Genomic DNA, 23,109 nt, shown 5'->3' on the forward strand with positions numbered 1-23,109 from the left:
CTATCAATAGGTGGCTCCGTTAGTCCGGACAGGTGGCTCTCGCCACACCGGACAGGCGGCTCCGCCGCACCGTAATATTCAATGAATTTCTTCTGCGGTTTTTATTTCTTCCAATATATCTTTCCCGTTTAAATTTTCCTTAATATTTTTCCAATCTCCTGATATTTGCAAAAACGGAAATGTTAAAGAAAATGAAGACAATAATGATAAAAATTTATCTTTTATACTACTATTATCCATAACCGTTGACACGTATTTTCCACATTCTTTTACAAGCACATATGTTAAAGACATCAATGGATCTTTATGATAATCATATAACCATGCATTATAATAAATTGGTAAATATGTGTTTTCCAATTCAATAGTTTTTAACCGAGATTTTGAAAAGTACGGCTCTAATTCCGTTACATCCTTTCCAAAATGCTTTTTTGATAAATATCTTAATGTCATTTCCATTTGTCTTATATAGAAAGTTTTTCCTTCTCCCCATCTTGCATCCAAGCTGATAAACATATTTGTATCGATTAAATCCAACCCTTCAATAAAATTTTTTATATGCGTTGCTCTTTCGTATGTATCACTTTCCAAAGCTTTTAATATATTCTCATCCGTAGGATCTATATTATATTTCTTGAATTTCTTCATTTTTCATTCTCCCCCTATGTATCCTCATATTTTTTTACTACTTTTTCCCATATTCACTTTTTTCGGCAACTTTCAACATTGATTCAGTATTCATTATCTCTTCTGAATATGAGAATGTTTCTTTGTTTTTATTAGCTGCCAATTGAATATCAATACCATCCGATAAAATAAAATCCCTCAGCAAATTGTCTATCTTAATATTTACTTTAGGTGGAATCAGCTTTTTTCCCTCCAATGCTTCAAAATATTGTTTGGCTTTTTCTTTGTCAACTGTCTTTTTCAGTTCATCAAATCTACCAAACTCATTAATATTATTTACATTTAATTTAAGGCTCATGATATTACGCAGCATACTTTCATTCACGCCCAAAGCGGTTACAATTTTTTGAATTTGATCATTTTTTGCTTTAGACTGGTATTCTGTAATATAGTCTCTGAAAGTTTTTCCTACTTCTACCTGTACCTCCCCACGTTGTATATCGTGCAGGAAAATATCTGCATATCTCTGTTCCTCCTGAGAAAGCATTGCAAATGTTTTGTGCAACTCAGTTTCCGCCTGTTCAATCGACTCCTGTGTTGCTCCATCTAACTGCAACAACTTCATATACTTTTCAAAGCGGGAATTCATGTAATCTGAGTCAATTACACCTGTATCAATTTCTGTAATATAACTTACAAGGTCATAAGGTACATCATCACTGATACCTGATGTGCCTTCTCCTGACGCCAACTCTTTATAACGCAAAACTAAAACTAAATATTGTTGCTCATCAAAAAGCATATCTATAACTTCTCCAGATTCATTATCTTGATAACTTAATACATCCCACTTAAAACCTTGAATTTTAGCAGCCTCTAAATGGTCATTTAATTCTTTCAGACATTTTGCGAATTTCCGACATACAGTAATATCTGTTGGCAGTTTCTCAAAGTTATCAATACCCGCATTTGAAAAAAGTAAAGATATTTCTTCAAAAATATCATTCATCGCCTTCAAATTTTCAGGAAGATGTTGTGCAAACAATCCCCATGGTTTTTCTCCGGAATACAATTTTACAGCTGCTTCAATGTTTTTTTCCATTGTGTGCGGTCTGCGATAAAATTTGATTGTACCAAAGGGTTTATCCGGGCCAAACAAACGATTTGTGCGAGAAAATGCTTGTATTATATTTTCATATTCCAACATTTTATCCAAATAAAGCGTGTTAATCCACTTTGAATCGAAACCTGTCAGCATTTGATCGACCACGATAAGAAGATCAATTTGTTTGTCTGGCTCTCTTTCTATTCTCTCATAAGGTTTTTTATGGGCCAAACGTGCTGAAATATCTTTTTTCATTTTCGCAAATGTTGGAATCGTAAAATTTTGTCCATAACAATCTTTATAGTCTTTAATAATTTGAGACAGTCCTTCTTCTTTATACACAGCACCACCATTATTATCAATATTGGGATCAAATAAAGCAGTTACTTTTAAATTTGAACTTGCATTTTTTATCACAGAATAATAGGTTATCGCCTCTGGGATGCTACTTGTTGCAAAAATTGCATGAAATTTGCCATTATGACTGAGTGTAACCCAATTTTCCAGTATATCTTTCACCACAGCATTGATATGCTCTTCTGTGCGATATTGAGAATTAGGAAGATAATCCTCAATTCCTTTAACATATCCACCAAGCTCATCTTTATATCCTGCCATTGGTACTTTGGTCTTATCCATATATTTATAATATACTTTACTCTTTTTCGGGTCTTCTATTGCCTCTTGCTCGTTTTGAGCCTTCGCTTTTTCTAAAGCAACTGCTTTTCGTACATCTTTATCTTTAAAAGTCATCACTTTATGAGGATCAAACCCCAAAACATTTTTGTCACGTATTCCATCTGCAATACTGTACCTGTGAAGCTCATTTCCAAATACCGTTGTTGTGGTGTTCTTTTTCTTTTGATTTTCCTCGTGAATCGGTGTCCCGGTAAATCCAAAAAAGATAGCCTTTGGAAAAGTATTTTTTATGGTGATGAGCATATCACCAAAGGTAGAGCGATGTGCCTCATCCACAATGAACACAATACGTTTCTGGTTTATCGTTTCAATGTCTTTTTCGTTCAGACCATCGTTCTCCTCTTTGATATTGCTCATTTTTTGAATCGAAGTTACAATCAGTGTATCTGCCGGATTACTACTTTTTAATTTTGTGATAAGCACACCTGTATTTTCGGTTTCCTGAACATCCTCATTTTCGTTGGCAAATCCCCTGTATTCTTTTAATGATTGCGTCCCTAACTCTATTCTGTCCATTAAAAAAACAACTTTGTCAGCGTCTTTAGAGCTTGCAATCAGTTGAGCAGATTTAAAACTTGTCATTGTTTTTCCTGAACCCGTTGTATGCCATACAAATCCGCCAAGCTGATTTGTATCGTCCCATTTCGTCTTTGCCACCTTATCAGAAATAGCACTTGCCGCATAATACTGATAACTACGCATGACTTTTAACACTCCATCAGAATCATCTGCGACAGTATAAAAACCAATCAACTGATGGGCCATAGGAATGGAAAGCAAAGTAGAAATAATTTTGTCCCACTCATTTATAGGCTCATTGTTAAAGTCTGCCCAGTGGAAATAGTAATCCGGATTAAAAGTTCCTTCTTTGCCAGGGTTTGCAAAATATACGGTTTCTTCTGGCGTCATTGCAACAAAAATCTGTACTAAAGAGAATAAGCCTGTAAAAATACTCTCATGAGAATATTTTTCTATTTGATGATATGCCTGGCTGACAGGAATCCCGCTTTTTTTCAGTTCAATATGTATCACTGGCATCCCATTAATCAACAGCATTAAATCCCCACGGCGATCATTTAATATCTTTGATTTCGTAGGAAATTTCGGCTGCTGTACAATTTGATAACAGCTGTCACCACCTGCTATCTCTCTACGATCATATATTTTAAGGCTTACTTCTTTTCCAAAATGCAAGGTATCGTCCGGGTTATCCCTTACAACAGACACACTCTTACCATTAATAAATCCGTTTAACTTCAAAGGAGTTTTCAAAGTTTCTATTTGCTCTATAATCTGCCGCATCTCACTGTCAGTAAGAGGGCAATTGTTCAATCTATCAATATCCTTATTATTTTCAAAAAGAATCTCTGCCCAGTTTCTCAGCAAATCTTGTTCGCTATAATTTTTTAAAACCTTACTGCTCCATCCATTTTGTGACAGCAACTTTATCACGGCCTGCTCAAAGTCTGATTCTTTATCAAAAGCCATTTGAATTCCCCCTTTTTAAACAAACATCTTTTCAAGACAAGCTTTTTTTATGTTCTTTAACTTCTCTAACTTACGTTGGTGAAGGGTGATGAGGTTGTCAAGATGCTGAAAATAATCAGCAATTGCTTTCTGCTCCGCATACGTTGGAACATCAACAACAAATTTCTGCATATCAGATGCAAGAATATGTTTTATTGTATTACCTGTCGTAATATTTTCTATTTTCTTTTTTGAATTCTCAGTCTGATATTCGTAATTCAAAAAATATGATTCAATTTTCTCTTTTGGATTTCTAAACATAATTAAAGCATGAGCTGCTGTGTTATCCAATTCTTCAGGAATTACAGCGGCATGTCCAACATGTCCAGATTGAACCATTACCATATCTCCAGTGTGCAACCACTTGTCTTTTTGCTTTTCATAAAACTCATCATTTATGAAAATCTCAGAGTTATAATTTATCTGTCCATCCTTTACATTGTTAGATTCCAAATAAAAATGTCCATCCTCTACATAGTATGGAGTGACTGTTCCTACGAATGCATTTCCAATTGATCCATAAATATCTCCTAGCTTACGCTGTTCCCAAGCGCCAGTAAATCCTTCAAATCTGATTTCTGGATACAAAGAACCATTTTTCGGAAACATTTTTTCCAACATCGCTGTTTTCATCTTAATTAATTGATCATACTTACGCTGGTGAAGGGTGATGATATGATCGAGGTTTTGAAAATACGAACCGATTGCATTTTGTTCTTCTATTGTTTTAGGCATCATAAGCTCCATACTCGCCATTTGTTTACCAGACACCTCTACAAATGTTGAGCCAGCACCCTTTATTTCTCCGTATCTTTTTAGCTCATCTGTTCTTGAAAAGATGAAGTATGGATCAAGCATATTTTCATGAGGAACGATTGATTGAAAGCCCTGATTAGTACAACCTTCCTTACATAAAATCGCCGTTTTCCCGATGCCTGCACGAGAAGTGAACAGCACCGTTCCGACAGGAAGCATTTTAGCAGAGCTATTCTCATACCCTTGCTGAGTAATTTTTCTTTCACTTGAAGAGACATAAATTTGATCGGCAATTTCGGCAGGAGCATACCAATCAATATCTCCGTCCCAATAATCATCATTTGAAGTGCTGGGCGTTCCACCACCTACAATATCAGCAATGTCTCCCAGCTTACGCTGTTCCCAAGTATCATCATATCCTTTAAATCTAACTTGAGGTGTTTTTTTCTTTTGTTCCATGTCATTCACCTCCAAGCAACTTTTTAAATTCATTTAGACCTAACATATCAAATTCATTTCCGCAAAGCTCATCCACCATCAAGCAAAGCGATTTTTCTGTTTCTGCTATTTCATTTTCTACCTGTTCAAATGTTGTGTCATATTTTTTAGCAAGACGATCTATTTCAGAAACCAAATCATTTACCATATGATCTGGCAATTTCATCAGATTTTCAACAAGTGGTGTAATCCATTTTTCTTTTAAAAGCTCGATTGCCTGTTCATCTGTAAGACTTTCAATGGTTTCTTTTGTTTTACTTTCCAATTGTGCAGAAAGCTTTTTAATCTCTATTTTCAATGCTTTTTCTTCTACAATAATAGCATTTGCAGCACGCAGTTTATCCATGATTTCTGAATCAAGGCTATTAGATTTCAGTACTTTTTTTAGCTCTGCAGTAATAAAATTGTCTTTTGCATCATTGACAAAATCTGCTTCTTTTTCTTCTTCTGTCAAAGAATCGATAATCTCTTCATACTCCGAACTAATCTCAGATAATCGATTTTCTTTCTCTTTCAGCACATTTTTATCATCAATAAGTAGGATATTCTGGACAAGATCAAACGGCAAAATATGACCAATCCAGCCCTCCTGTACTTCTTCGTCTTTCCCTTTTTTCTTTTTCATAACCATATTTGGATCCACTATTTTTACCGCTTCAAATCCTTCCGTTTGTACCATTTCCAAATCAACAGCAATCTTATTCCAGGCATCATCAAGAAGTTGATATGCTTCATATTTATCTATCAATTGAATATTCGATAATCTGGTAAAAATGTCGTCAGCTAAAATCTGCTCCGTTTGAGAGATGTTTAGCGTCCCCATGTTTTCAATAAGCTCATGATACAAAAATTTTTCAATGCCACTAAACACGTTGATATATTTATCTTTGAATACTGAAATATCATTATGCTGTTTAATGGCCTTCTTTACGTCATCTGTTGTAAGCTTACAATAAGCAGAAGATATCTGTTCAAATAATTTTTCTTTTAAATTTGGAAATGCTCTCCAGTATTCTTTTAGTCCGTCTAATTCAGACACAGGGATACCACCAAACATTGAGGCATAGATGTCCCAGGACTCTTCCTTTTCCGATGAATCCACATATCTCGGAATATTCAGATTATAATCATTTTTTCTAATCTCTTCTTTGCTTACAATTTTTGAAAAATGCTCTATACTTTCACGCTCTGTCACCACATCTACAATTTTTTTAATATCACAAGCTCTAAGTTTATTGTTCTTCCCCTCTTTCACAAAGCCTTTGGACGCATCAATAATTAAAACACCATTATCAGAACGTTTTTGTTTTAAGACCATAATAATGGTCGGAATACCAGTGCCATAAAAAATATTTGCAGGTAAGCCAATAATGGCATCAATTTTATCTTTTTCGATTAAATTTTTACGAATTTCCCCTTCTTCACCACCACGGAATAACACCCCATGAGGAAGAACGATTGCCATAATACCGTTGCTTTTAACGTGATACAAATCATGCAGTAAAAATGCATAATCAGCTTTTCCTTTAGGTGCAAGACCATAATCAGAATAACGAGGATCGGTTTCTTTATCCGTTGGGTTCCAGTTTTGAGAATACGGTGGATTTGATACTACTGCATCAACAGGCAATAGATTGTATGTTCCACTCGGATCGTTATCCTCAAAAAAAGGCCAATCATCTTCTAAGGTATCCGCATTTCTCGTAACAATATTATCTGGTAAAATATTACGCATAACTAAATTCATACGTGTTATGTTATATGTATTTTGTTTTAACTCTTGGGCGTAATACTTGATGTTGTTTTCATTTTCCATGAATTTAGCTGCACTCTTACCGATATTGATAAGCAGCGAACCAGAACCACTTGTCGGATCATATATTTTAATCTCAGTTCTGTCTTTCAAATGATTAGCCACAATTTCAGATATCAGCACAGACACTTCGTGCGGAGTATAAAACTCACCTGCTTTTTTCCCTGCATTTGCCGCAAACATACTAATCAGATATTCATATATAAAGCCCAAAACATCATAGTCCTGTTTACCATCCATCGGAATATCTTTAATCAGTTGGATTAAGTCACTAATGGCTTTTGATTGTGAAGCGGCACTATCTCCCAATTTAGAAAGACCAGTCTGAAGGGTATCAAAAATCCCCTCAAACACTTTCTTATGAGTTGGATTAATCAAACGACTGAAGGCTGACAGCGCATCTCTTACATCCTGTACGCTAAAGTCCTTACCTTTTTTAAGCCAAGTGGAAAATAAATTCTCATAGGAAATAAAGTACCCTATATTTTTTTGAACACTTTCTACCGTTTCATCATCTTCCTCTGTAAGTTCCGGAAGATATTCGTCTGTCCAATCATTTTCTTTTAAATATTTTACTTCTTTTTCCGAGAGAAATTTATAAAAAATAAACCCCAATATATAATCTTTATATTCATTTGCCTCGATCTTGGAACGCATTTTATTTGCTGATTCCCAAATTTTCGTAGCTAATTGTTGTTTGTTCATTTTCTTTTGTCTCCTTTTATCTTAAGCTTAGTAACATCACTTGCCATATTATTTATACAACTATTTTTGAATACTATTTAACAGCTCTTCTCGAATAAAAATGTTCCGTTTAATAAAGCTTCTTTTGCATTTTGAACACTTAAATTAGAAATATTTTTACAAAATTCATCTACATCATTTGGATTTTCTGATATAAATCCATTTTGAAAGAGAATTTGCCGAAGTGATTTTTCTGCAGTCTGTGAGTCTTTAGAAAAAATATTATTCAATCTATACTCTTTTCTATCATTTAGATATTTTACAATAATTCTATCAGCATATGTAACTAAATTTATATCATTAAGTAAACACTTATCAAATTCAGATATCAAATTAATTGATGCCCGGACAAACGAGGTAATTTCTTTAAATGTTGGAAATGCACAATTGTCAAAAGATTCTAATGTTTGATTTGCATCCAATCCGCAATGTTTTTCCTTAATGTTTTCCACATTATTCTGCAAAATTTTTCTATTATTCGACATTATATCATTTTCTGCTTGAAAATGAGTCAGTCTGTTTCTCCAGCATATTAGCAAATCTACCAAAGCATAATCTATTGATTGTATATTGTAGTGACTACAAATAATATTTATTCTTTTATAAACACTCCGACTATTCTCCTTACTATCTATAGACTGTTTTAATTGTTTGCTATCAATTAACAGGGGAGACTGATTAATCAATCGCAAATACATATCTATACAGTCCACCAACCAAGCCATTGTAGCTTTTTTAGCAAAGACTTTGCTCCTTTCAACAGATTTCTTTTTAGACTTTGGATTCCAAGACGTATGAAATTCCTCCTGTGCCTCTACCTGATATGGAACTATTCCATCCAATCCTACCATAATAGTAATTAGCATATGATTAGCTTGACCAATTTCATTTTTAAAACATTTTAAAGCAGTACTACGATTTATATCCAAATTCTCACCTCTTTATATATACAAAAATAATGCCACCGATGTGATTCGAACACATATCTCTCACTTTAATGGTATCTATATTGATACAATAAAGGTGAGCGGCCTACCTATTGGCCCACAGTGACACATTATCATTATACATCTCATGTATACATTGTCAATCCTATACAAACATACCAGAAGTAAGCACCCATTGACTGTAATACAAATATTTCCTGAAAGTTTGAGGTAATATATTGGTCTTCTCTAGAGATAAAAATCTCCTTTCGTAAGTTAAATACTATTCTACCTACTCTCAACTAACAAAAAAATATCAGTATTTAATAGTTACTGTTCACGGATTAACTTGTAAAATAAAGACTATCGATATAAACTGATATCCCTTTAAACCAGCAATCTTTTCTTTTGCCCGAATATTTCGAATAATCTAACAAAAATATTTTTCCCTTTTTGCTCATCAAAATCAATATATCCATGCTGTGATATCATGTTCCAAATACCGATATAGCCAGAAAACACTCTCTAGCAGCATTCCTGTACCAGTTTATATTATTCCTCTTTGAAATAGTTTTTATCTGTATAAGATACTTCTCATAAATAAAGTAAAACTCTTGCTCTCTGGCAAAATTAGAGCAAAGTACTTGTTTATAATTATGGCACAGAAATGCGAAACCACGAATGCATATAGGTGCTCAGGTGCTTACACTTTATCTTTCAATCATTTTCTATATTTACCACTTTTTATTCTAAACAATAAATCTTAAAATAAATATAAAATCTAAAACATTTCCTCAGCCTATTTAAATTTTAAGCCGCCAGATAGGACACTATCCATATTGTTATAGCAGAAATGTTTAGTAGCAAAATATATTTCTGAAATTTTTATAGATTATATCCGATATATCGAATCCAACTATATCTGATATTTTTAAAAGAGTTTTTTGGAGTTCCTTTTCTATATCATTTACATGTTGACTTTTAAATGCAAATGGAGCATCTGTCTCTAGTAGAACACGATCAATAGGCACTGTTTTTATCACTTCTATTCCTGATTTTGTTTTCAACATCCTCGGATTAATCGAAAAATAGCAACCTAATTCAATTGCTTTTTCTAATTGTGACATAGAACCTGTAAACCAATGAAAAATATATTTATTACTATTTTGCCTTTTATATGTTTTTAAAATTTCAATTACCGCATTTGCAGATTTAAGTGAGTGAATGGAAATCACTTTTTCACCATATTGTTCACATAGCCTGATAATTTCGCTAAATATTTCTATCTGTGCTTCTTTAGTCCGAATATAGCCTTTACTAAAATCTAATCCTATCTCACCGATATAATGATTTTGTTCAAAAAACTCTTTGAATACCTGTATATCATCATAACCACTGGATACTAATTGCGGGTGCATTCCTAAACCTACATAAATATTTTGAGTATTTTTACAAAACTGTACTTCTCTCTTATATGCTCTCGGTGTAGTTCCTACTGCAAATAAACTCATATCAGAATTTTTCACTTCGTTTATGAACCCTAGCATATTATTCATTAAATCCAAATGACAATGTGCATCACAAATCATTATCTTTGTCCTCTTCTTCTAAACTATCCTGTATAAAAGTATCTACTTCCAACAACCCTCGGGTATATGTATCAGCCAGCTCTTTCAAATACTCATCATTTTGTGGTAGTGGACCCGGCTTATGAATATATAATAAAGCACATTCTCTATCTTTTTTTATTTTATCAATTGCATATTGAAAAGAACGTAGCTGAATTCCTATTCCCTCTGAATTTTTATTTTGCATTTCGTAAATAGATATCTGCGTATATATTGTCTCATCATTTCCAAATGCTCTGTGCATTGCAGCTCTTCTAATAATACATGGAACACAATAACCACAGTGCTGAGGGCTTAAACCTCTCCACCGGGCTTTTCCCGGTGACGAGCATGAGAAGGACATTTTCATTGTCTCATATAAAACCTTTTTATTATTACATTCTGCTGCCATTTCCCCCTTTGTTTTATTCCAATATGGATTTATCACGTACATTTTTAAATCTAAACCTGAAATTAATTCATTCCATAAGGAAAGGTAAAATGGATGTGTTGTTCTTGTACTAAATGATCCAACTCGTGTTTCATCCAAGGGTACATTCAAAGCAATCAACCCATTTTCTGGAACCATAAGTTCGCTAACATCATCAATACCTGTCATTGCAAAAATACCAAAACCAATAAAAAGAAATGATCTACTTCTTGTATTATTATCATTACCACCTTCCGGAATATAATTATTAGGAAATACCATCCATAAGTCCAACCAAGTATGTAAAATATCTGGATATATCGTATCAAATCTATTTACAATATTCTCCTGTGCGTTTTTAGTAAGACCTTCACCAGCATGGCTTATTAACAGAGTATTTTTCCTATTCTCCATCAGATTAATAGTACTTATAAGGCTATCCATACCTCCTGAAAATAATGACACTTTATCATACTTATCTGTTTTTTCTCCAACTTCCTCTGGATTATGAAATTTCCATGTTCTATTGAACAGCACAATTTTCCATAAATCCCCCGTAAGGAATTTTAACATACGTTCAATTGTAGAAATCTGTGTCTGCCATAATGCTATATTTGACACAGGAATTTCAAGTTCAATTTCTCTTGTCCATGAATCCTGCCCATGTACAGCTCTCTCAATTCGAGTATCTGCCATATAAACCATCGTAGCAAGAGATATTATATCAAATCCAATTTCAGACGGATAAATATTTTCTTTATATAAACTCTTTTTAACATTACTTAATCCATAATTTAGTTTTCCGTTCGAAAGCATTGGCACATCAACAATAATTGTACCATCTACTTTATGCGAATCTATATTTTCAATATCATAATTTGCTCTTAATTTATATCGATTCATTCATTTTCACCTGCGCTTACCATAATATCAAATGCTGTTTTATACACTTGATCCACTATCCTTAAAGAATCTTCTTGTCGAATATTTCCAGCTTTGATCTCTAAACTGATTACAGCATCCGATACTGCGCCTTTAACAAACTCCTTCATTTGAACAATTAGGCTGTCTGATATATCCCGATCTTGCGGCAACAATATGATCTTATTACCAATATCATTCGTAATTCTATTAAATATCGCATTTGCCATAGTCCGTTCCACGATTACCATAATCTGTTCTGAAGTCAAATCCGCAAATCTAATTGTGGCCATTTCCGGCGATTCTTCGATTGCGGAAATATAAGCTGATCTCGCAATTCCTTCATCTTCTGGCCCTCCATCTGGACAGATAAAATCTGTAATAGCTATCAATGCCTCACTTGCTGTCTTATGCGAGAGATTCTCTATAGAAAGATACTGTTCAACGGCTTTTGCGCCACCTGACGCAAATATACCTGCAACATTCAACAACTTTGCGGAACTGTTTCTAGCAGATCCCATTCTTTGTGTTGCATTTGAACTGCCACCCAAAGAATTTCTTATATAATTGGAGACACTTTTACGCCCTAAACTTCTATTTCGTCCTCCTGAATTTATATACCTCGTAAATTCTCCTCGTGGTGTCCTAAAACGATCTGCATCACCTACTGGTGGCATTTGACTTTCATTGTCATCAGACTCATTTTGCGGATTTGTATCCAGTTGATCCAGCCATGAAGGTACTAAAGGGGTTCCACCTTTTTGCCCTCCATTATGTGTTGATGTTCCCATTTATTAAATACCTCATATCTTTTTTAAAGCTTCTTTAACAACTTTAGTACCATTGTTTTTCAGTTTATCAAAATATTGATTTAATCTGTTTCTTTCATCACAATCTTTTGGAATAGCTTTGTCCCAGCCCTGTAAAACCCATACACCCACCTTATCTGCGGGAATAAAATCTATAAACTCAATTAATTTTTTACGAAGTTCAGGTCTATTCTGTACCAATATAGTCAAACCATCAACACCTTTAGGTTTCACTTCAAATTGACCTTTTTCCATAATTTTTTGAGTAACAGTCCCGAATACTTGATCTGATTCTTGATTTGTTAAGTTTTTCAAATCCTCAACACGGCTCACAATAATCATTTTATCCCTAAAAAGTAAATCGACAATTTCTGATAAATCATTTCTAAAAGTCTGGCCTGAAAAGTAATCAATTTTTTCTTTACATGCATAATAATATGGTCTTAAATCCTTATCCATAATTTCTGGATCTGTACCAAGCCATTTACAAATCCAATTCCAATCATACCATCTTTCTTTCTCTTCTGTACCATTCTTTTCTTCGCCTTCGCTCATTGTTCTTATATCATTGAGTATCTCTGGAACTTCATCCCATTTACCCTCAGAATCTAAATGATCAGGTAAAGTCTTATAAAAATCTGGTGCATAATATTCTGCCAGCATCATCTTTGCCAAAATAGCAAGTTCTAATTCATCTCCAAAACCACGATTTTTAGCAATCTCATATCTCAGCAAGAGCATATTTATAAATCTTTTTATTTTTCTAGGATTACCATCTGTATTTTGAGCTAATAGATGACATATTTGAGTGGCAATCAATACTTCTTTTGATGATTTTTCATAATCAGATCCTAGAATTTTTTTCACATCATCAACCATAAAACTTTTCACATTCCAAGGCTTTCTGATTCTAGATAGCCCCTCTTCTCGCAATTTTATATAGTTTTTATTTTCGTCTGACAAAACAGAACCAACCATAAGAAGCATTATGTATATACATGATTCTACCTCGCCTAATGCGGGAATTCTAAAAGGAACTTGAATCAACTTTTCTAAATACTTATTTGCAAAAGCCTCACCTGCATTAAACTGGTTTTCGTTTGTTGCATCGGGAAAATGCTTTTTAACAGCATAGCGAATCATACTCTCATCTGCTGCAATTACAAATGCGGTTTTTTTGGTAAACATAAACAATCTTACAGCTTCTAATGTATTAATCGCCACATCAGGCAGGCATCTATCAAGATCATCAATTAACACTATAAGTTTCTCGATTGAGGCATCTTCTAGTAGTTCAGCAAAATTTTCCTGAAATTCAGAAAATTCTTTATTACTTGATGTATCTTCTGTAATTTTCGCATCTCTCAAATATCCTCCAATAGATTCAATTGCCTTATCAATCCCTTCTTTTGTCATTGCTGTTGACTTTAAAACATCCATTGTTGAAGACAATAACGTAAGCGGTGCTGTACCTGTCGCAACTCCTAAAGCGGTTTTTCCTGCTGATTTAGCCACAGCCATCCAATTAATATTTTTCCACAGTTTTTTTAATGTTTTTTCAGACTTAGAACTTAGTTTTTCTTTCTTCTCAAGCTCTGAAACTATAGAACTTAACAAAGCTACTTTTGAGTCCTCAAATCCCTGATGTTTCCATCCGTTAAATCGAATACACGAGTATTTCTTTTTTGACTCTAAGGAAACCCACTCTGCTTCATTTACTACCATTTCAAGAATACTGGATTTTCCAGCTCCCCAGTCTCCATGAATACCAATAGAAATTGGTTGTTCCTTACTCTCCGTAATAAGAGAAACTATTGTCTTTGCTATCGCTTCATTATTCAGTAAATCAACCTTGGTTTCATTATCAGATAAAATCATCGTTTTTAATTCCTCCATTGTTCCAATCTATATCATCTTTAAAAGCTGTAGCAAGAATCGATTTATATAACTATATATTTCCTCATACTCGGCTCCTCAATTTATATACTATTCTAGCATATACCGACATTTTTTACTATCTATAACAACATACGAAAAAAAACGATCAATTCAACCTACTTATTCCGTTGCACTACGCGATTCTTTCAAAAATCACAATTTTTTACATCCCTAGTCAAAAAGTCAGAACCCTTAAAAGCCTTCTAAAATAAGTCCTTACAGGCTCTAATCCCACAGGACAAAACCACCCAATCCACGGCAAAAGATGCGTACTAATTTAAAGAAAAACTCCTATTAATTATACTTTCCGCATAATAATTCATCTTTATCCCTATCATTCCATGCTAAAGCCAATAATACAACCATCTAAAACATCTCTCATACATAAACGCTTTTTACATTTCTATTTATCCTTTATTCTGATTTACTTTTGTCTTTTCGAAAACATTTTCAAAACAACCACCACACCACCAGAAAGAGGTTAAACAAACTACCCACTGTCCTCACTAACACCATACCAAGAGCGCATTTGCTTTGTGCCTGGCCCAAGCGAACATGACGATAGTTACCATAGCGGGCAGTCCTGATAATACGAGCACCACATGAATCATGCCGGTATTTGTTGTAAATAAAGACTTATCCCTCCATCCCATCTTCACCTCTCCCACACCTCATATCCCTGGCGCCTTGCCGAGTCGTATACCGGTTTCATATTTTCCTGCAAAATATGAAAAAATCTTTCCCGGCTATTTCCGCTTCTATATAATTCCTGAATGGCCCAGATTGAATGAAGATTATCGCGATAGCAGCTTTCAAACTTTTTATGTAATTCCGGCTTGTCCTGTATCATCTCATACATCATATATTGATTTTCTGCAAATAGTCTGAAAAACGGATCCCACTTTGGCAGGCGGTTATTCTTTGATGAATTCAGTGTTGAGTCCATTGGCATCAGATTCCAGAGTTCATCATTCATCACAAATGACCATGGGATAAAATGGTCTACATCATATTTTTCCGGCAGGACCGGTTTGCCTGTAAATACATCCTTTATTTCATGGATTTCCAGAATTGCTCCCCATAGTTTTCGCACATTGGTCAGTTTACGCATTTTCTCATCCATAGGCGCCAGCTTGTAAACCAGCCCCGGAACCTCCGGATTATTGTTCTGAAGCCATTTTATTTTTTCATACTGTATCCAACCCAGAATATTTACTGTGTTATCTTGTATCATTTTCATCCAAGTGGGATGAAAATATACTTCCTTTTTCAGCTGACTGCTCTCTCCCAGTGTATAGGGAAGAATGGTCACTGTCTGATTGATCCGATGAATATATTCAGTCATGCGCCGTACACTGCTCCACTCTGCTTTCTCACCGCTTTTTATGAAAAATCCTGCCAGTGCGCGATAGGGAACCATATGTGTCAGCTGTTGTTTCGTCTTCTTTAGTTCATCGTTGTATTCTCGGATAGCGTTCTTGATTTCTAGTTTCGAAGCATTGGCCGGAAGATCACTGAGTTCTGTCAAACACAGAATCGCTCTTTCCAAACCATCTCGAACCTGACCATCTGCCTGCATGCCGCTCAAATGAATATGGAATTCGCGCACGGAATACCATGCGTTAGCAATCATTTCATCGATAATCTCATCGAAAGTAGTCTCTGCTATATCTTGAGAAATCAAATTCACAATCGCTTCCAGCCAATAAAATTTATAACAGTAGGAGGGATCCTTCATCATCTGAGCAAATCCCTCAACATCCAGCGTATTCTCATATGCTCCATCAATTTTTAAGATATAGTCTGTTTTTGCATTATGATATTCAGCCATTTTTCTTTCTCCCGCCCGACTCTTACATCGCCTGTAATCCACTTTTTTTTGATCTGAAGTCCTTTTATCTGCTTTGCAAATTTTTCAAAAGATTCTTCCGTAAAGTCTGTAAAATATCTTCCGTTTCTCTCTCCCTCAAATGTCCCATATTTGAAAGATGTATAAATAATCCCGCTTTTGTTTAATGCTGTTTTCATTTTGTCCAGCACATTTTTCAGTTCGTTCTTAGGTAAATGCAGGATTGACGCGCACGCCCAAATCCCATCATATTTTTCTATCTCGCTTAATTCCTGAAACAGCATTTGGCGAACCGGAATCCCTGTATATTCTGTCGCTAATTTACACATCTCGGCTGATCCGTCCGTCGCATCTACCTGATATCCCCGTTTGAGGAACTCCAGTGTATCCCTCCCGGAGCCACAGCCAAAATCCAATATTTTTCCTCCATGAGGAAGTAAGTTTAGAAACATCTCTTGAATTTCAGTAAAATTCACTGCCACTGTTTCATCCATGAAATGGTCTGCATTTTTATTGTAATATTCTACTGTAGAAGCGATTTTATTTTTGATCTTATTATTTTCCACACCTCATTCTCCTCCATCTCTTGTATATCCTGATAATCTTTTATTAATTTTATCAAACTCATTATCTTTCGTAAACCGATATTGCCGGTTGTTTTCTCATGGTTTGTTTTCTCAGTTATATCGCAGTTATAAAGGATAAAATCCCCTTGATTTTCCTTGCTTTCTCTCCCTCTCTTTATTATCTTATTATTATCGAATCATCAAAGGAGGACTTCTTATGTACCTGAGAAAATATCACCCATCTGACTGCGCCGCTCTCGCTGCGCTTTTCTACGAGACCATCCACACTGTCAACGCCAGGGACTATCCGCAGGAGCAGCTGGACGCCTGGGCGGACGGACATGTGGATCTGGACGCGTGGAATGAATCGTTTCTGGCGCACAATACTTATGTGGCTGTGCAGGGGTGCGATGGCGCAGATGATATCGACAGCCGTACACCTGACAGTGCCAGCTCTGCTTCCGGCGGACCTTATTGTGAGTTGAATCAAAAGATGGGCAATATCTCCATTCAGATTTGCGGCAGCCCGGCCAACGCTCTCATCATCGGCTTTGGCGACATGGATGATACCGGCTATCTGGACCGGCTTTATGTTCATAAGGATTATCAGGGGAGGGGTGTGGCCACAGCGATATGCGACCGGCTGGAAGAGGATTTTTGTCTGTCCCGTGGACGACTTTTACAGAATAGTGCGGTGCAAAAAAGAAAAAACGATACCTTTACCACCCACGCTTCCATCACCGCGAGACCTTTTTTTGAGAAAAGGGGATATACGGTGGTGAAAGCGCAGCAGGTGGTTCGAAAAGGTATCTCTATAAGAAATTATATTATGAGAAAGCATATCGAATACTCTGTCTGAAAATGTATTATCTGCTTTCGGAAGTGTGCCAGGCGGTTGCTGCCCGGCGGTCATTTTTTATAAAATGTCGTTACCGTCCGGTTACATCCGGTATCTTTTTTTCATTTTATGGATTTTCTGGAGGTTTTTGGCGCCGTCTGCACCCAGGCGTTCGGAGACTGCCACCACGAGGGCGTCCACCAGGGCGGCGGCAGCCGTCATGGAATGGTATTCTCCGGCTTCACCGCGGTAAACGTACAGGTTCACGTCGGCCTGTTCTTCTTTTGGTGTGTGGAGACGGCCGGTGAAACAGAGGGTCCGGTAGCCGGAGGTCTTCTGGCAGTCTAGGATGACCTGTCCTTCCCAGGATACTTTGGAGAATCCGAAGAAGATGACCAAGTCTTTTTCTTCGGCCTGGGCCAGTCCCTCCATCATCTCGGTTCCGCCGGATGGTAGCTGCGAAACTGGCAGGCCCAGCCGCCGCAGGCGGAAGAACAGGAGCTGTCCCATGGAGGCTGATGCGCTTTTGGCGTGGATCCAGATGCGGCGGGCGGACAGGATCTCGCCTATGGCTGCATCAAAGGTCTGCTCGTCCAGCTGCTGCATGGTTTTCTCCAGATAGAACATCTGCTGGCGCAGATAGTTGGCTGCCTGGAAGCTGCTCTCGCTGCCGTCGGTAAAAAGGGTTCCGGCCATTTTGCCGGCCGGTCCTTCCAGATGGTTCTGCTCGATGACGATGTTTTTCAGTTGTTTGAAGTCCTGGCAGCCCAGGTGCCTTGCGAACCGGGAAATGGTCGCTTCCGACACTTCCAGTTTGGCCGCCAGCTGACCGATGGTCATAAAGAGGAATTCCTCCCGGTTTCCCTCGATATATTCCAGCAGTTTCTGTTCTGCCGGCGTCAGTTTTTCCGGTGTAACTGGAAATTTAAGATGCATTTCTGCGTTTCCTTTCCTTAAAGTTCAGAGCGTTTCCGCTTATTTCGCTCTCTTTTCCCATGAGGAGAGCCACGTAATCGCCGCCCAGGGCGTGGATTTCTTTCAGCGCCCGTTTCAGAAGGTTGGCGGTCTTCACCTGGAAGGCTGCCTGGTCGGAGATGGCGATCTCATAGTTGCCGCTTTGCATTTCCTCATATAATTCCGGTACGGTGGTGCAGGTCTTCTCAAATCTGGTGCGGATGCAGCCGTACTGTACGGCCTGATGGGTGTCGCTGCCGCCCACCACCGGTTTGTGCAGGCTTTCTCCCAGATGATAGGTGAGTCTCTCGGTGCGCATCCGGTGTTCTGCCACGTCTTTTCCGTTCAGGTCGAAGAAATCAAACCGTGCCAGCTGTTCTTCCGGCAGCTCCGGGATATGCCCGCCCTCACGGAAGGGGTGGGCGCCTCCCACAATGACCGGATACTGGTCAAACAGATCTCTCAGCTCCTGGAACGGAAGGAAATGTCCTTTTTCTTTATGGGGTTCCAGCCGCCGGTTCAGTTCCAGAATCGCCTCCATGGGGCCGATGGATAAAATGTGTCCGCCCTCGGCGATGTCTGTCTCCATTCCCGGAAAGATCCGCAGTCCGTCGAAGATAAGGGTGTCTCCCTCTCTCTCGGAGTGTTTTGCTATAAATCGGTACAGCCGGTCAAATCCCAGCGTGTTGAAATGTTCTGTCAGGCACAGGGCGTCAAGTCCTGCCTGACGGGCTTCTGAAAAAAGCCAGTGGGTATATTCTTCGGAAAACGGCAGTTTTTTTGCCAGTTTTCCGTGGGTGTGAAAATCTATGTACAATTGTATGCTCCTCCTGTCTTGTTGTCCATATCAATTATGCATTATACCAAGGTAGATACCAGCACCGTCACTGCCACCCAGAGAAATGAGATGGCAAGGAAAATCAGATCATCATAGGTCACTTTTAAGGAAGACAGCTTCATTTTCCGCACTTCCTTGTTCACTGCCGCGTAGCGGTAGCCTTTGATCTCCAGTGCCTCCACCGTTGTTCTTGACCGCTTGGCGGTGTTGAGCATCAGCGGATAAAATGCATGAATGATAATCTTAATCTGATAAATCAGGTATTTGATCTTGCCCGGCACTGTCTCGTGGGCCGGCGGGTTGCCCCGCAGCCGATAGGAAAGCAGTACATTTTGAAATTCTTCCATGAGCATCGGCAGCATCCGGTAAGCGTAGGATATGGAGAAGGAAAGCCGTTCCGGACAGCCGAACCACATGAGGCCGTTGGAGAGCCGGTCAGGATCGAGACCGGAAAATACGGTCACGGACGCCAGTGATATGGTGGCTACTTTCAGGGTGAGCACCAGCAGAGGCGCGATGGCCGAGGCGTCGCCGCCAAAGATCCAGGTGGCGATGAGAAGATATCCGGTCTGGGAAAAGACGCCGACTGCAAAGAGCAACAGCACCAGTCCGGCGACCTTTGCCAGGATGGTGGTGACCATCACCAGCAGGAAGCAGCCCAGCAGAAACGGAAGATCGTTGACGAACCACGGCACAAGACCGAAGAACAGGTACCACACCAGCAGAATCCGCGGGTCTCTCACGGCAATGACCGTATCGTCGTTTCCATATGCATTTTTTAAAACCTGATTTCTGAGAAAGTCCATGGAAAACTTATCAAGGACGTTCTCTGATAACTTCTGCATCATCTTCTATTCCTCCTGTCTGCCTTCGCAGGAAAAGGCGTCTAAAAATTCGTCCACCGTGTAGCATAACGCCCGGCGGTCGAGGGCCTGCCCCATGGTAAAGATCTCCGGCGGCCGAATGCCTACTCTGGAGATCAGGGCCACGTTACCGAATATCTCATCCCTTGTGCCGTCCGCTGCCACCTGTCCCTGACAGAGCACGATGATCCGCTCCGCCCATTCACACACAAGCTGCATATCATGGGTGGCGATCATCACTGTGTCGGTGACTTCTTTCATGTCGCTTAACGTCCGCATGATCTCTTTTCTGGTGGCAATGTCAAGATTGGCGGTCGGCTCATCCAGAAGCAGAATCCCCGGGTTGAGCGCCACGCCGATGGCAAGGCTTGCCCGGCGCATCTGTCCGCCGGATAACAGGCGGCCGTCCCGTTCTGAAAGCTCGGAGAGGCGGAACCGTTTCAGCAGTTCTTCCGTCTTTTCCTGCCAGTTTTCCACATTTCGCACCTGCATGGCGTAGGCAATGTCACTGTAAATGGAATCTTTGATAAACATTTCCTCCGGATTCTGATATACCAGAGAAATCTGCCGGGACAACTGTTCCGGCTTTACATTTTTTACGGAAGTACCGTTTAACTCCACGATACCTTGCGATGGCTTCAAAAGCCCCACCATCATCTTCATGAGGGTGGACTTTCCGGCGCCATTGGAGCCGATGAGGGCGATCTTCTCTCCTTTGTGTATGGAGAGATTCAGCCGGTCGAAGACCGTATGCGGCTCGCCTTTGACGGAACGGTAGGAGACCGTCACATCTTTAAACTGCGCCACTGTTTTCTCCGATGGTTCCGGCGCCGCGGTCTGCGGCACATTTTCTCCCTTCGGACTTTTTCCTCCCGCATAGGAAAGCGCCGCCATGGCTTCTCTTCCTTCTTCCACGGTGGTCGGGAGCATCTGTGTCTGCGTCAGCCTGCCGTTCTTTTGCAACCGGAAGCCGGCGATGGTCACCTGCGGCGGAAAGATATTGCTCTCCTGCAGTTCTTTCACCCGGGCCAGAGCCTCCCTGGCCGGCAGCATCCACGCCGCCTGACCGTCCCGCAGGAGCAGCACATGCTTGCAGTAATCGGCTATGTACTCGGTGTGGTGTTCGATAACAATGATGGTCTTTCCGTAGGTTTCATTTAATTCCCGCAGCACCTCGTAAATACGGTCTGCGTGCCCCGGGTCTAGCTGTGCGATGGGCTCGTCGAGGATCAGCACCTCCGGTCCCAGAGCAACGGCGCCTGCCAGCGCCAGAAGATGGGTCTGGCCGCCGGAAAGCTGCCAGATATATTCATCCTCTCTTCCTTCCAGACTGCACTGGTGCAGCGCTTCTCTGCCCCGCTGTTCATAGTCCTTCATGCCATAATTGAGACAGGCGTAGGAAGCGTCGTCAAGAACCGTCGGGCGGACAATCTGATTCTCAAAATCCTGATATACGTATCCCACCTTCCGGGCCAGCGTACCCACATCGGCATTCTTTGTGTTTTCTCCTTCCACCCATACATTTCCGGAAAATGTACCGGAAATGAAATGGGGAATCAGGCCGTTCAGCACCTTGCACAGGGTGGATTTGCCGCAGCCGTTGTTGCCGACAATGGCGAGAAAATCTCCCTTTTCAATCTCCAGATGCACATGATTCAGAGTCGGCTGAACGGCGCCCGGGTATGTATATGTTAAGTCTTCTATTTTAATGATCGTATCCATGCTATCAATAGTATTCTCGTTATTTTCAGCAATGGCATCCATGTTATGTTTAGTTTCCATGTTGTTTTCTATGTCTCCCATCGCTGCCCTATTTGGCCTCGCTGACGGGCTGTGCATTTTTTCTCATGACAAAGAGCAGCGCAATGGCAATCACGGCGGCGACAATCATTCCCACAGCGAGAGCGGTGCCGCTTCCGGCCCATCCAGCTTCCCAGTCGATGAGGGAAAGTCCGCTTTCTGCCATCATCTCCGCGCCGATGGCACAGACAAAAGCTACAAGACAGACAATGATATTTTTCACGCTGATCTCGCCCAGACCGGTCTCTTCAGTACGAGGCTGCATGCCCAGCAGCGGCTCGATCTTTCCGTAGAGCTTTGGCACCAGGTAAAGGGTCGGCAGCAGGCAGAACAGGATTCCGGAGAATAACAGGTCATTTAAAAATGCAAATCCTTCGGTGGCAAATACACTTTCCGGCAGACCAGCTACAGCTTCAAAGTCTGTCACGGCAAACTGTACTTTTAAAATGTCCACGATGGTTCCCATAAGCAGCTGTGCGCCTGTTCCAACGAATGCAGCGATGCCAACCATCACACGGTTTTTCGGGTTACGCACCAGACGTCCGGCAATGTACACGCCGATGGTCACGGTGATGAATTTCTCCAGTTCGCCAAGTCCGCCAAACTGTCCCAGCATGATCTCGCTGAACACCAGCTCGCCGGTTGCTGCGCCGAGGGCCGCTGACAGCGGGTCAAATAACATGGCAAGTACCAGAGGGATAAACAGGAAAAATTCTACTGAAAATTCCACGATTCCCACCTGAAAGCTCGGGATCAGTTCTGTAAATAAAGTTGCCAGTCCGTACAGGGACATTGATAATACAAAAATCATTAATTTCTGAGACTGCGTCGCAGCTCCTTTTTGCGTAATAGACATTTTCATTCCTCCACATTTTTTCCTTTTTTATGTTGTTCATTTCATGTTTTTCTGTCTCCATCCCGGAAACAATTGTATTCTACCGAAAAAATGTAAGGGCTTCTATCACGCAACGGTAAAATGAAAGTAAAATTTCAAATTTTTT

At 39.3% G+C, this 23,109-nt stretch carries 17 protein-coding genes and 1 tRNA gene; 1 reads left to right on the forward strand and 17 read right to left on the reverse strand.

The genetic code is table 11. The annotated features are described in order from the left end of the window. Positions 1-78 precede the first annotated feature (78 nt). The 12 genes from B5F87_RS11910 to B5F87_RS11960 all read right to left on the reverse strand — a co-directional run bounded on the left by B5F87_RS11910 (position 79) and on the right by B5F87_RS11960 (position 16,815). The gene (locus tag B5F87_RS11910; protein WP_087281320.1) at positions 79-648 is read right to left on the reverse strand and encodes a P-loop NTPase fold protein; all 570 of its coding nucleotides are present in this window, start codon (positions 646-648) and stop codon (positions 79-81) included. Between the two features lie 37 nt (positions 649-685). Further along, complete coding sequence (locus B5F87_RS11915; RefSeq protein WP_087281322.1) at positions 686-3,919, reverse strand: HsdR family type I site-specific deoxyribonuclease; 3,234 nt, start codon at positions 3,917-3,919, stop codon at positions 686-688. A 15-nt stretch (positions 3,920-3,934) separates the two neighbouring features. Further along, positions 3,935-5,173 (reverse strand): restriction endonuclease subunit S, encoded by a 1,239-nt coding sequence (locus B5F87_RS11920; RefSeq protein ID WP_087281324.1) that lies wholly within the window; start codon positions 5,171-5,173, stop codon positions 3,935-3,937. A gap of 1 nt (position 5,174) precedes the next feature. Beyond that, a complete protein-coding gene (locus B5F87_RS11925; RefSeq protein ID WP_087281326.1) occupies positions 5,175-7,730 on the reverse strand; it encodes a type I restriction-modification system subunit M in 2,556 nt (851 codons plus the stop codon). A gap of 77 nt (positions 7,731-7,807) precedes the next feature. After that, positions 7,808-8,698, reverse strand: a complete 891-nt coding sequence (locus tag B5F87_RS11930) for a hypothetical protein (RefSeq protein WP_087281328.1) — start codon at positions 8,696-8,698, stop codon at positions 7,808-7,810. A 30-nt stretch (positions 8,699-8,728) separates the two neighbouring features. After that, a tRNA-OTHER gene (locus tag B5F87_RS21005) sits at positions 8,729-8,823 on the reverse strand. A gap of 729 nt (positions 8,824-9,552) precedes the next feature. Next, a complete protein-coding gene (qatD, locus tag B5F87_RS11935) occupies positions 9,553-10,284 on the reverse strand; it encodes a Qat anti-phage system TatD family nuclease QatD (protein WP_087281330.1) in 732 nt (243 codons plus the stop codon). Continuing rightward, positions 10,274-11,635 carry a Qat anti-phage system QueC-like protein QatC gene (gene qatC / locus B5F87_RS11940; RefSeq protein ID WP_087281332.1) on the reverse strand — a complete coding sequence of 454 codons (1,362 nt, stop codon included), beginning with the start codon at positions 11,633-11,635 and terminating at the stop codon, positions 10,274-10,276. Before qatC ends, qatD begins: the two co-directional genes overlap by 11 nt. Then, on the reverse strand, positions 11,632-12,444 hold the full coding sequence (gene qatB / locus B5F87_RS11945; protein ID WP_087281334.1) for a Qat anti-phage system associated protein QatB: 813 nt from the start codon (positions 12,442-12,444) through the stop codon (positions 11,632-11,634). Before qatB ends, qatC begins: the two co-directional genes overlap by 4 nt. 12 nt (positions 12,445-12,456) lie before the next feature. Beyond that, the gene (qatA, locus tag B5F87_RS11950) at positions 12,457-14,340 is read right to left on the reverse strand and encodes a Qat anti-phage system ATPase QatA (protein WP_158097043.1); all 1,884 of its coding nucleotides are present in this window, start codon (positions 14,338-14,340) and stop codon (positions 12,457-12,459) included. Positions 14,341-15,055: 715 nt separating this feature from the next. After that, a complete protein-coding gene (locus B5F87_RS21200) occupies positions 15,056-16,231 on the reverse strand; it encodes an HNH endonuclease domain-containing protein (RefSeq protein ID WP_204246071.1) in 1,176 nt (391 codons plus the stop codon). Next, positions 16,192-16,815, reverse strand: coding sequence for a class I SAM-dependent methyltransferase (locus B5F87_RS11960; RefSeq protein ID WP_343215761.1), 624 nt, complete (start codon positions 16,813-16,815; stop codon positions 16,192-16,194). Before B5F87_RS11960 ends, B5F87_RS21200 begins: the two co-directional genes overlap by 40 nt. Before the next feature lie 217 nt (positions 16,816-17,032). On the opposite strand from B5F87_RS11960, the gene B5F87_RS21435 reads away from it, so the two are divergent. Next, complete coding sequence (locus B5F87_RS21435; protein WP_242964435.1) at positions 17,033-17,674, forward strand: GNAT family N-acetyltransferase; 642 nt, start codon at positions 17,033-17,035, stop codon at positions 17,672-17,674. An 81-nt stretch (positions 17,675-17,755) separates the two neighbouring features. On the opposite strand, the gene B5F87_RS11970 is transcribed toward B5F87_RS21435, so the two are convergent. Genes B5F87_RS11970 through B5F87_RS11990 form a run of 5 tightly spaced genes read right to left on the reverse strand, consistent with a single transcriptional unit; the run spans position 17,756 to position 22,964 of the window. Further along, positions 17,756-18,589 carry a MurR/RpiR family transcriptional regulator gene (locus B5F87_RS11970; protein ID WP_087281338.1) on the reverse strand — a complete coding sequence of 278 codons (834 nt, stop codon included), beginning with the start codon at positions 18,587-18,589 and terminating at the stop codon, positions 17,756-17,758. Then, on the reverse strand, positions 18,579-19,424 hold the full coding sequence (locus B5F87_RS11975) for a PHP-associated domain-containing protein (protein ID WP_087281340.1): 846 nt from the start codon (positions 19,422-19,424) through the stop codon (positions 18,579-18,581). The genes B5F87_RS11970 and B5F87_RS11975 overlap by 11 nt, the downstream gene beginning before the upstream one ends. 41 nt (positions 19,425-19,465) lie before the next feature. Beyond that, positions 19,466-20,293 (reverse strand): energy-coupling factor transporter transmembrane component T, encoded by an 828-nt coding sequence (locus B5F87_RS11980; protein WP_087281342.1) that lies wholly within the window; start codon positions 20,291-20,293, stop codon positions 19,466-19,468. A gap of 3 nt (positions 20,294-20,296) precedes the next feature. After that, positions 20,297-22,090 (reverse strand): energy-coupling factor transporter ATPase, encoded by a 1,794-nt coding sequence (locus B5F87_RS11985; protein WP_242964448.1) that lies wholly within the window; start codon positions 22,088-22,090, stop codon positions 20,297-20,299. A gap of 28 nt (positions 22,091-22,118) precedes the next feature. Beyond that, the gene (locus B5F87_RS11990) at positions 22,119-22,964 is read right to left on the reverse strand and encodes a cell division protein FtsQ (RefSeq protein ID WP_087281344.1); all 846 of its coding nucleotides are present in this window, start codon (positions 22,962-22,964) and stop codon (positions 22,119-22,121) included. Between the last annotated feature and the right edge of the window lie 145 nt (positions 22,965-23,109).

The sequence above is a fragment of the Eubacterium sp. An3 genome, from assembly GCF_002159465.1.
Taxonomy (GTDB): Bacteria; Bacillota; Clostridia; order Lachnospirales; family Lachnospiraceae; genus Anaerobutyricum; species Anaerobutyricum stercoris.

What these genes read in the sequence shown, in the direction of transcription:
- B5F87_RS11910 (WP_087281320.1), bottom strand. Translation starts at nt 648, where the DNA reads ATGAAGAAATTCAAGAAATATAATATAGATCCTACGGATGAGAATATA.
- B5F87_RS11915 (WP_087281322.1), bottom strand. Translation starts at nt 3,919, where the DNA reads ATGGCTTTTGATAAAGAATCAGACTTTGAGCAGGCCGTGATAAAGTTG.
- B5F87_RS11920 (WP_087281324.1), bottom strand. Translation starts at nt 5,173, where the DNA reads ATGGAACAAAAGAAAAAAACACCTCAAGTTAGATTTAAAGGATATGAT.
- B5F87_RS11925 (WP_087281326.1), bottom strand. Translation starts at nt 7,730, where the DNA reads ATGAACAAACAACAATTAGCTACGAAAATTTGGGAATCAGCAAATAAA.
- qatD (WP_087281330.1), bottom strand. Translation starts at nt 10,284, where the DNA reads ATGATTTGTGATGCACATTGTCATTTGGATTTAATGAATAATATGCTA.
- qatC (WP_087281332.1), bottom strand. Translation starts at nt 11,635, where the DNA reads ATGAATCGATATAAATTAAGAGCAAATTATGATATTGAAAATATAGAT.
- qatB (WP_087281334.1), bottom strand. Translation starts at nt 12,444, where the DNA reads ATGGGAACATCAACACATAATGGAGGGCAAAAAGGTGGAACCCCTTTA.
- qatA (WP_158097043.1), bottom strand. Translation starts at nt 14,340, where the DNA reads ATGATTTTATCTGATAATGAAACCAAGGTTGATTTACTGAATAATGAA.
- B5F87_RS21200 (WP_204246071.1), bottom strand. Translation starts at nt 16,231, where the DNA reads ATGGCTGAATATCATAATGCAAAAACAGACTATATCTTAAAAATTGAT.
- B5F87_RS21435 (WP_242964435.1), top strand. Translation starts at nt 17,033, where the DNA reads ATGTACCTGAGAAAATATCACCCATCTGACTGCGCCGCTCTCGCTGCG.
- B5F87_RS11970 (WP_087281338.1), bottom strand. Translation starts at nt 18,589, where the DNA reads ATGCATCTTAAATTTCCAGTTACACCGGAAAAACTGACGCCGGCAGAA.
- B5F87_RS11980 (WP_087281342.1), bottom strand. Translation starts at nt 20,293, where the DNA reads ATGATGCAGAAGTTATCAGAGAACGTCCTTGATAAGTTTTCCATGGAC.
- B5F87_RS11985 (WP_242964448.1), bottom strand. Translation starts at nt 22,090, where the DNA reads ATGGAAACTAAACATAACATGGATGCCATTGCTGAAAATAACGAGAAT.
- B5F87_RS11990 (WP_087281344.1), bottom strand. Translation starts at nt 22,964, where the DNA reads ATGTCTATTACGCAAAAAGGAGCTGCGACGCAGTCTCAGAAATTAATG.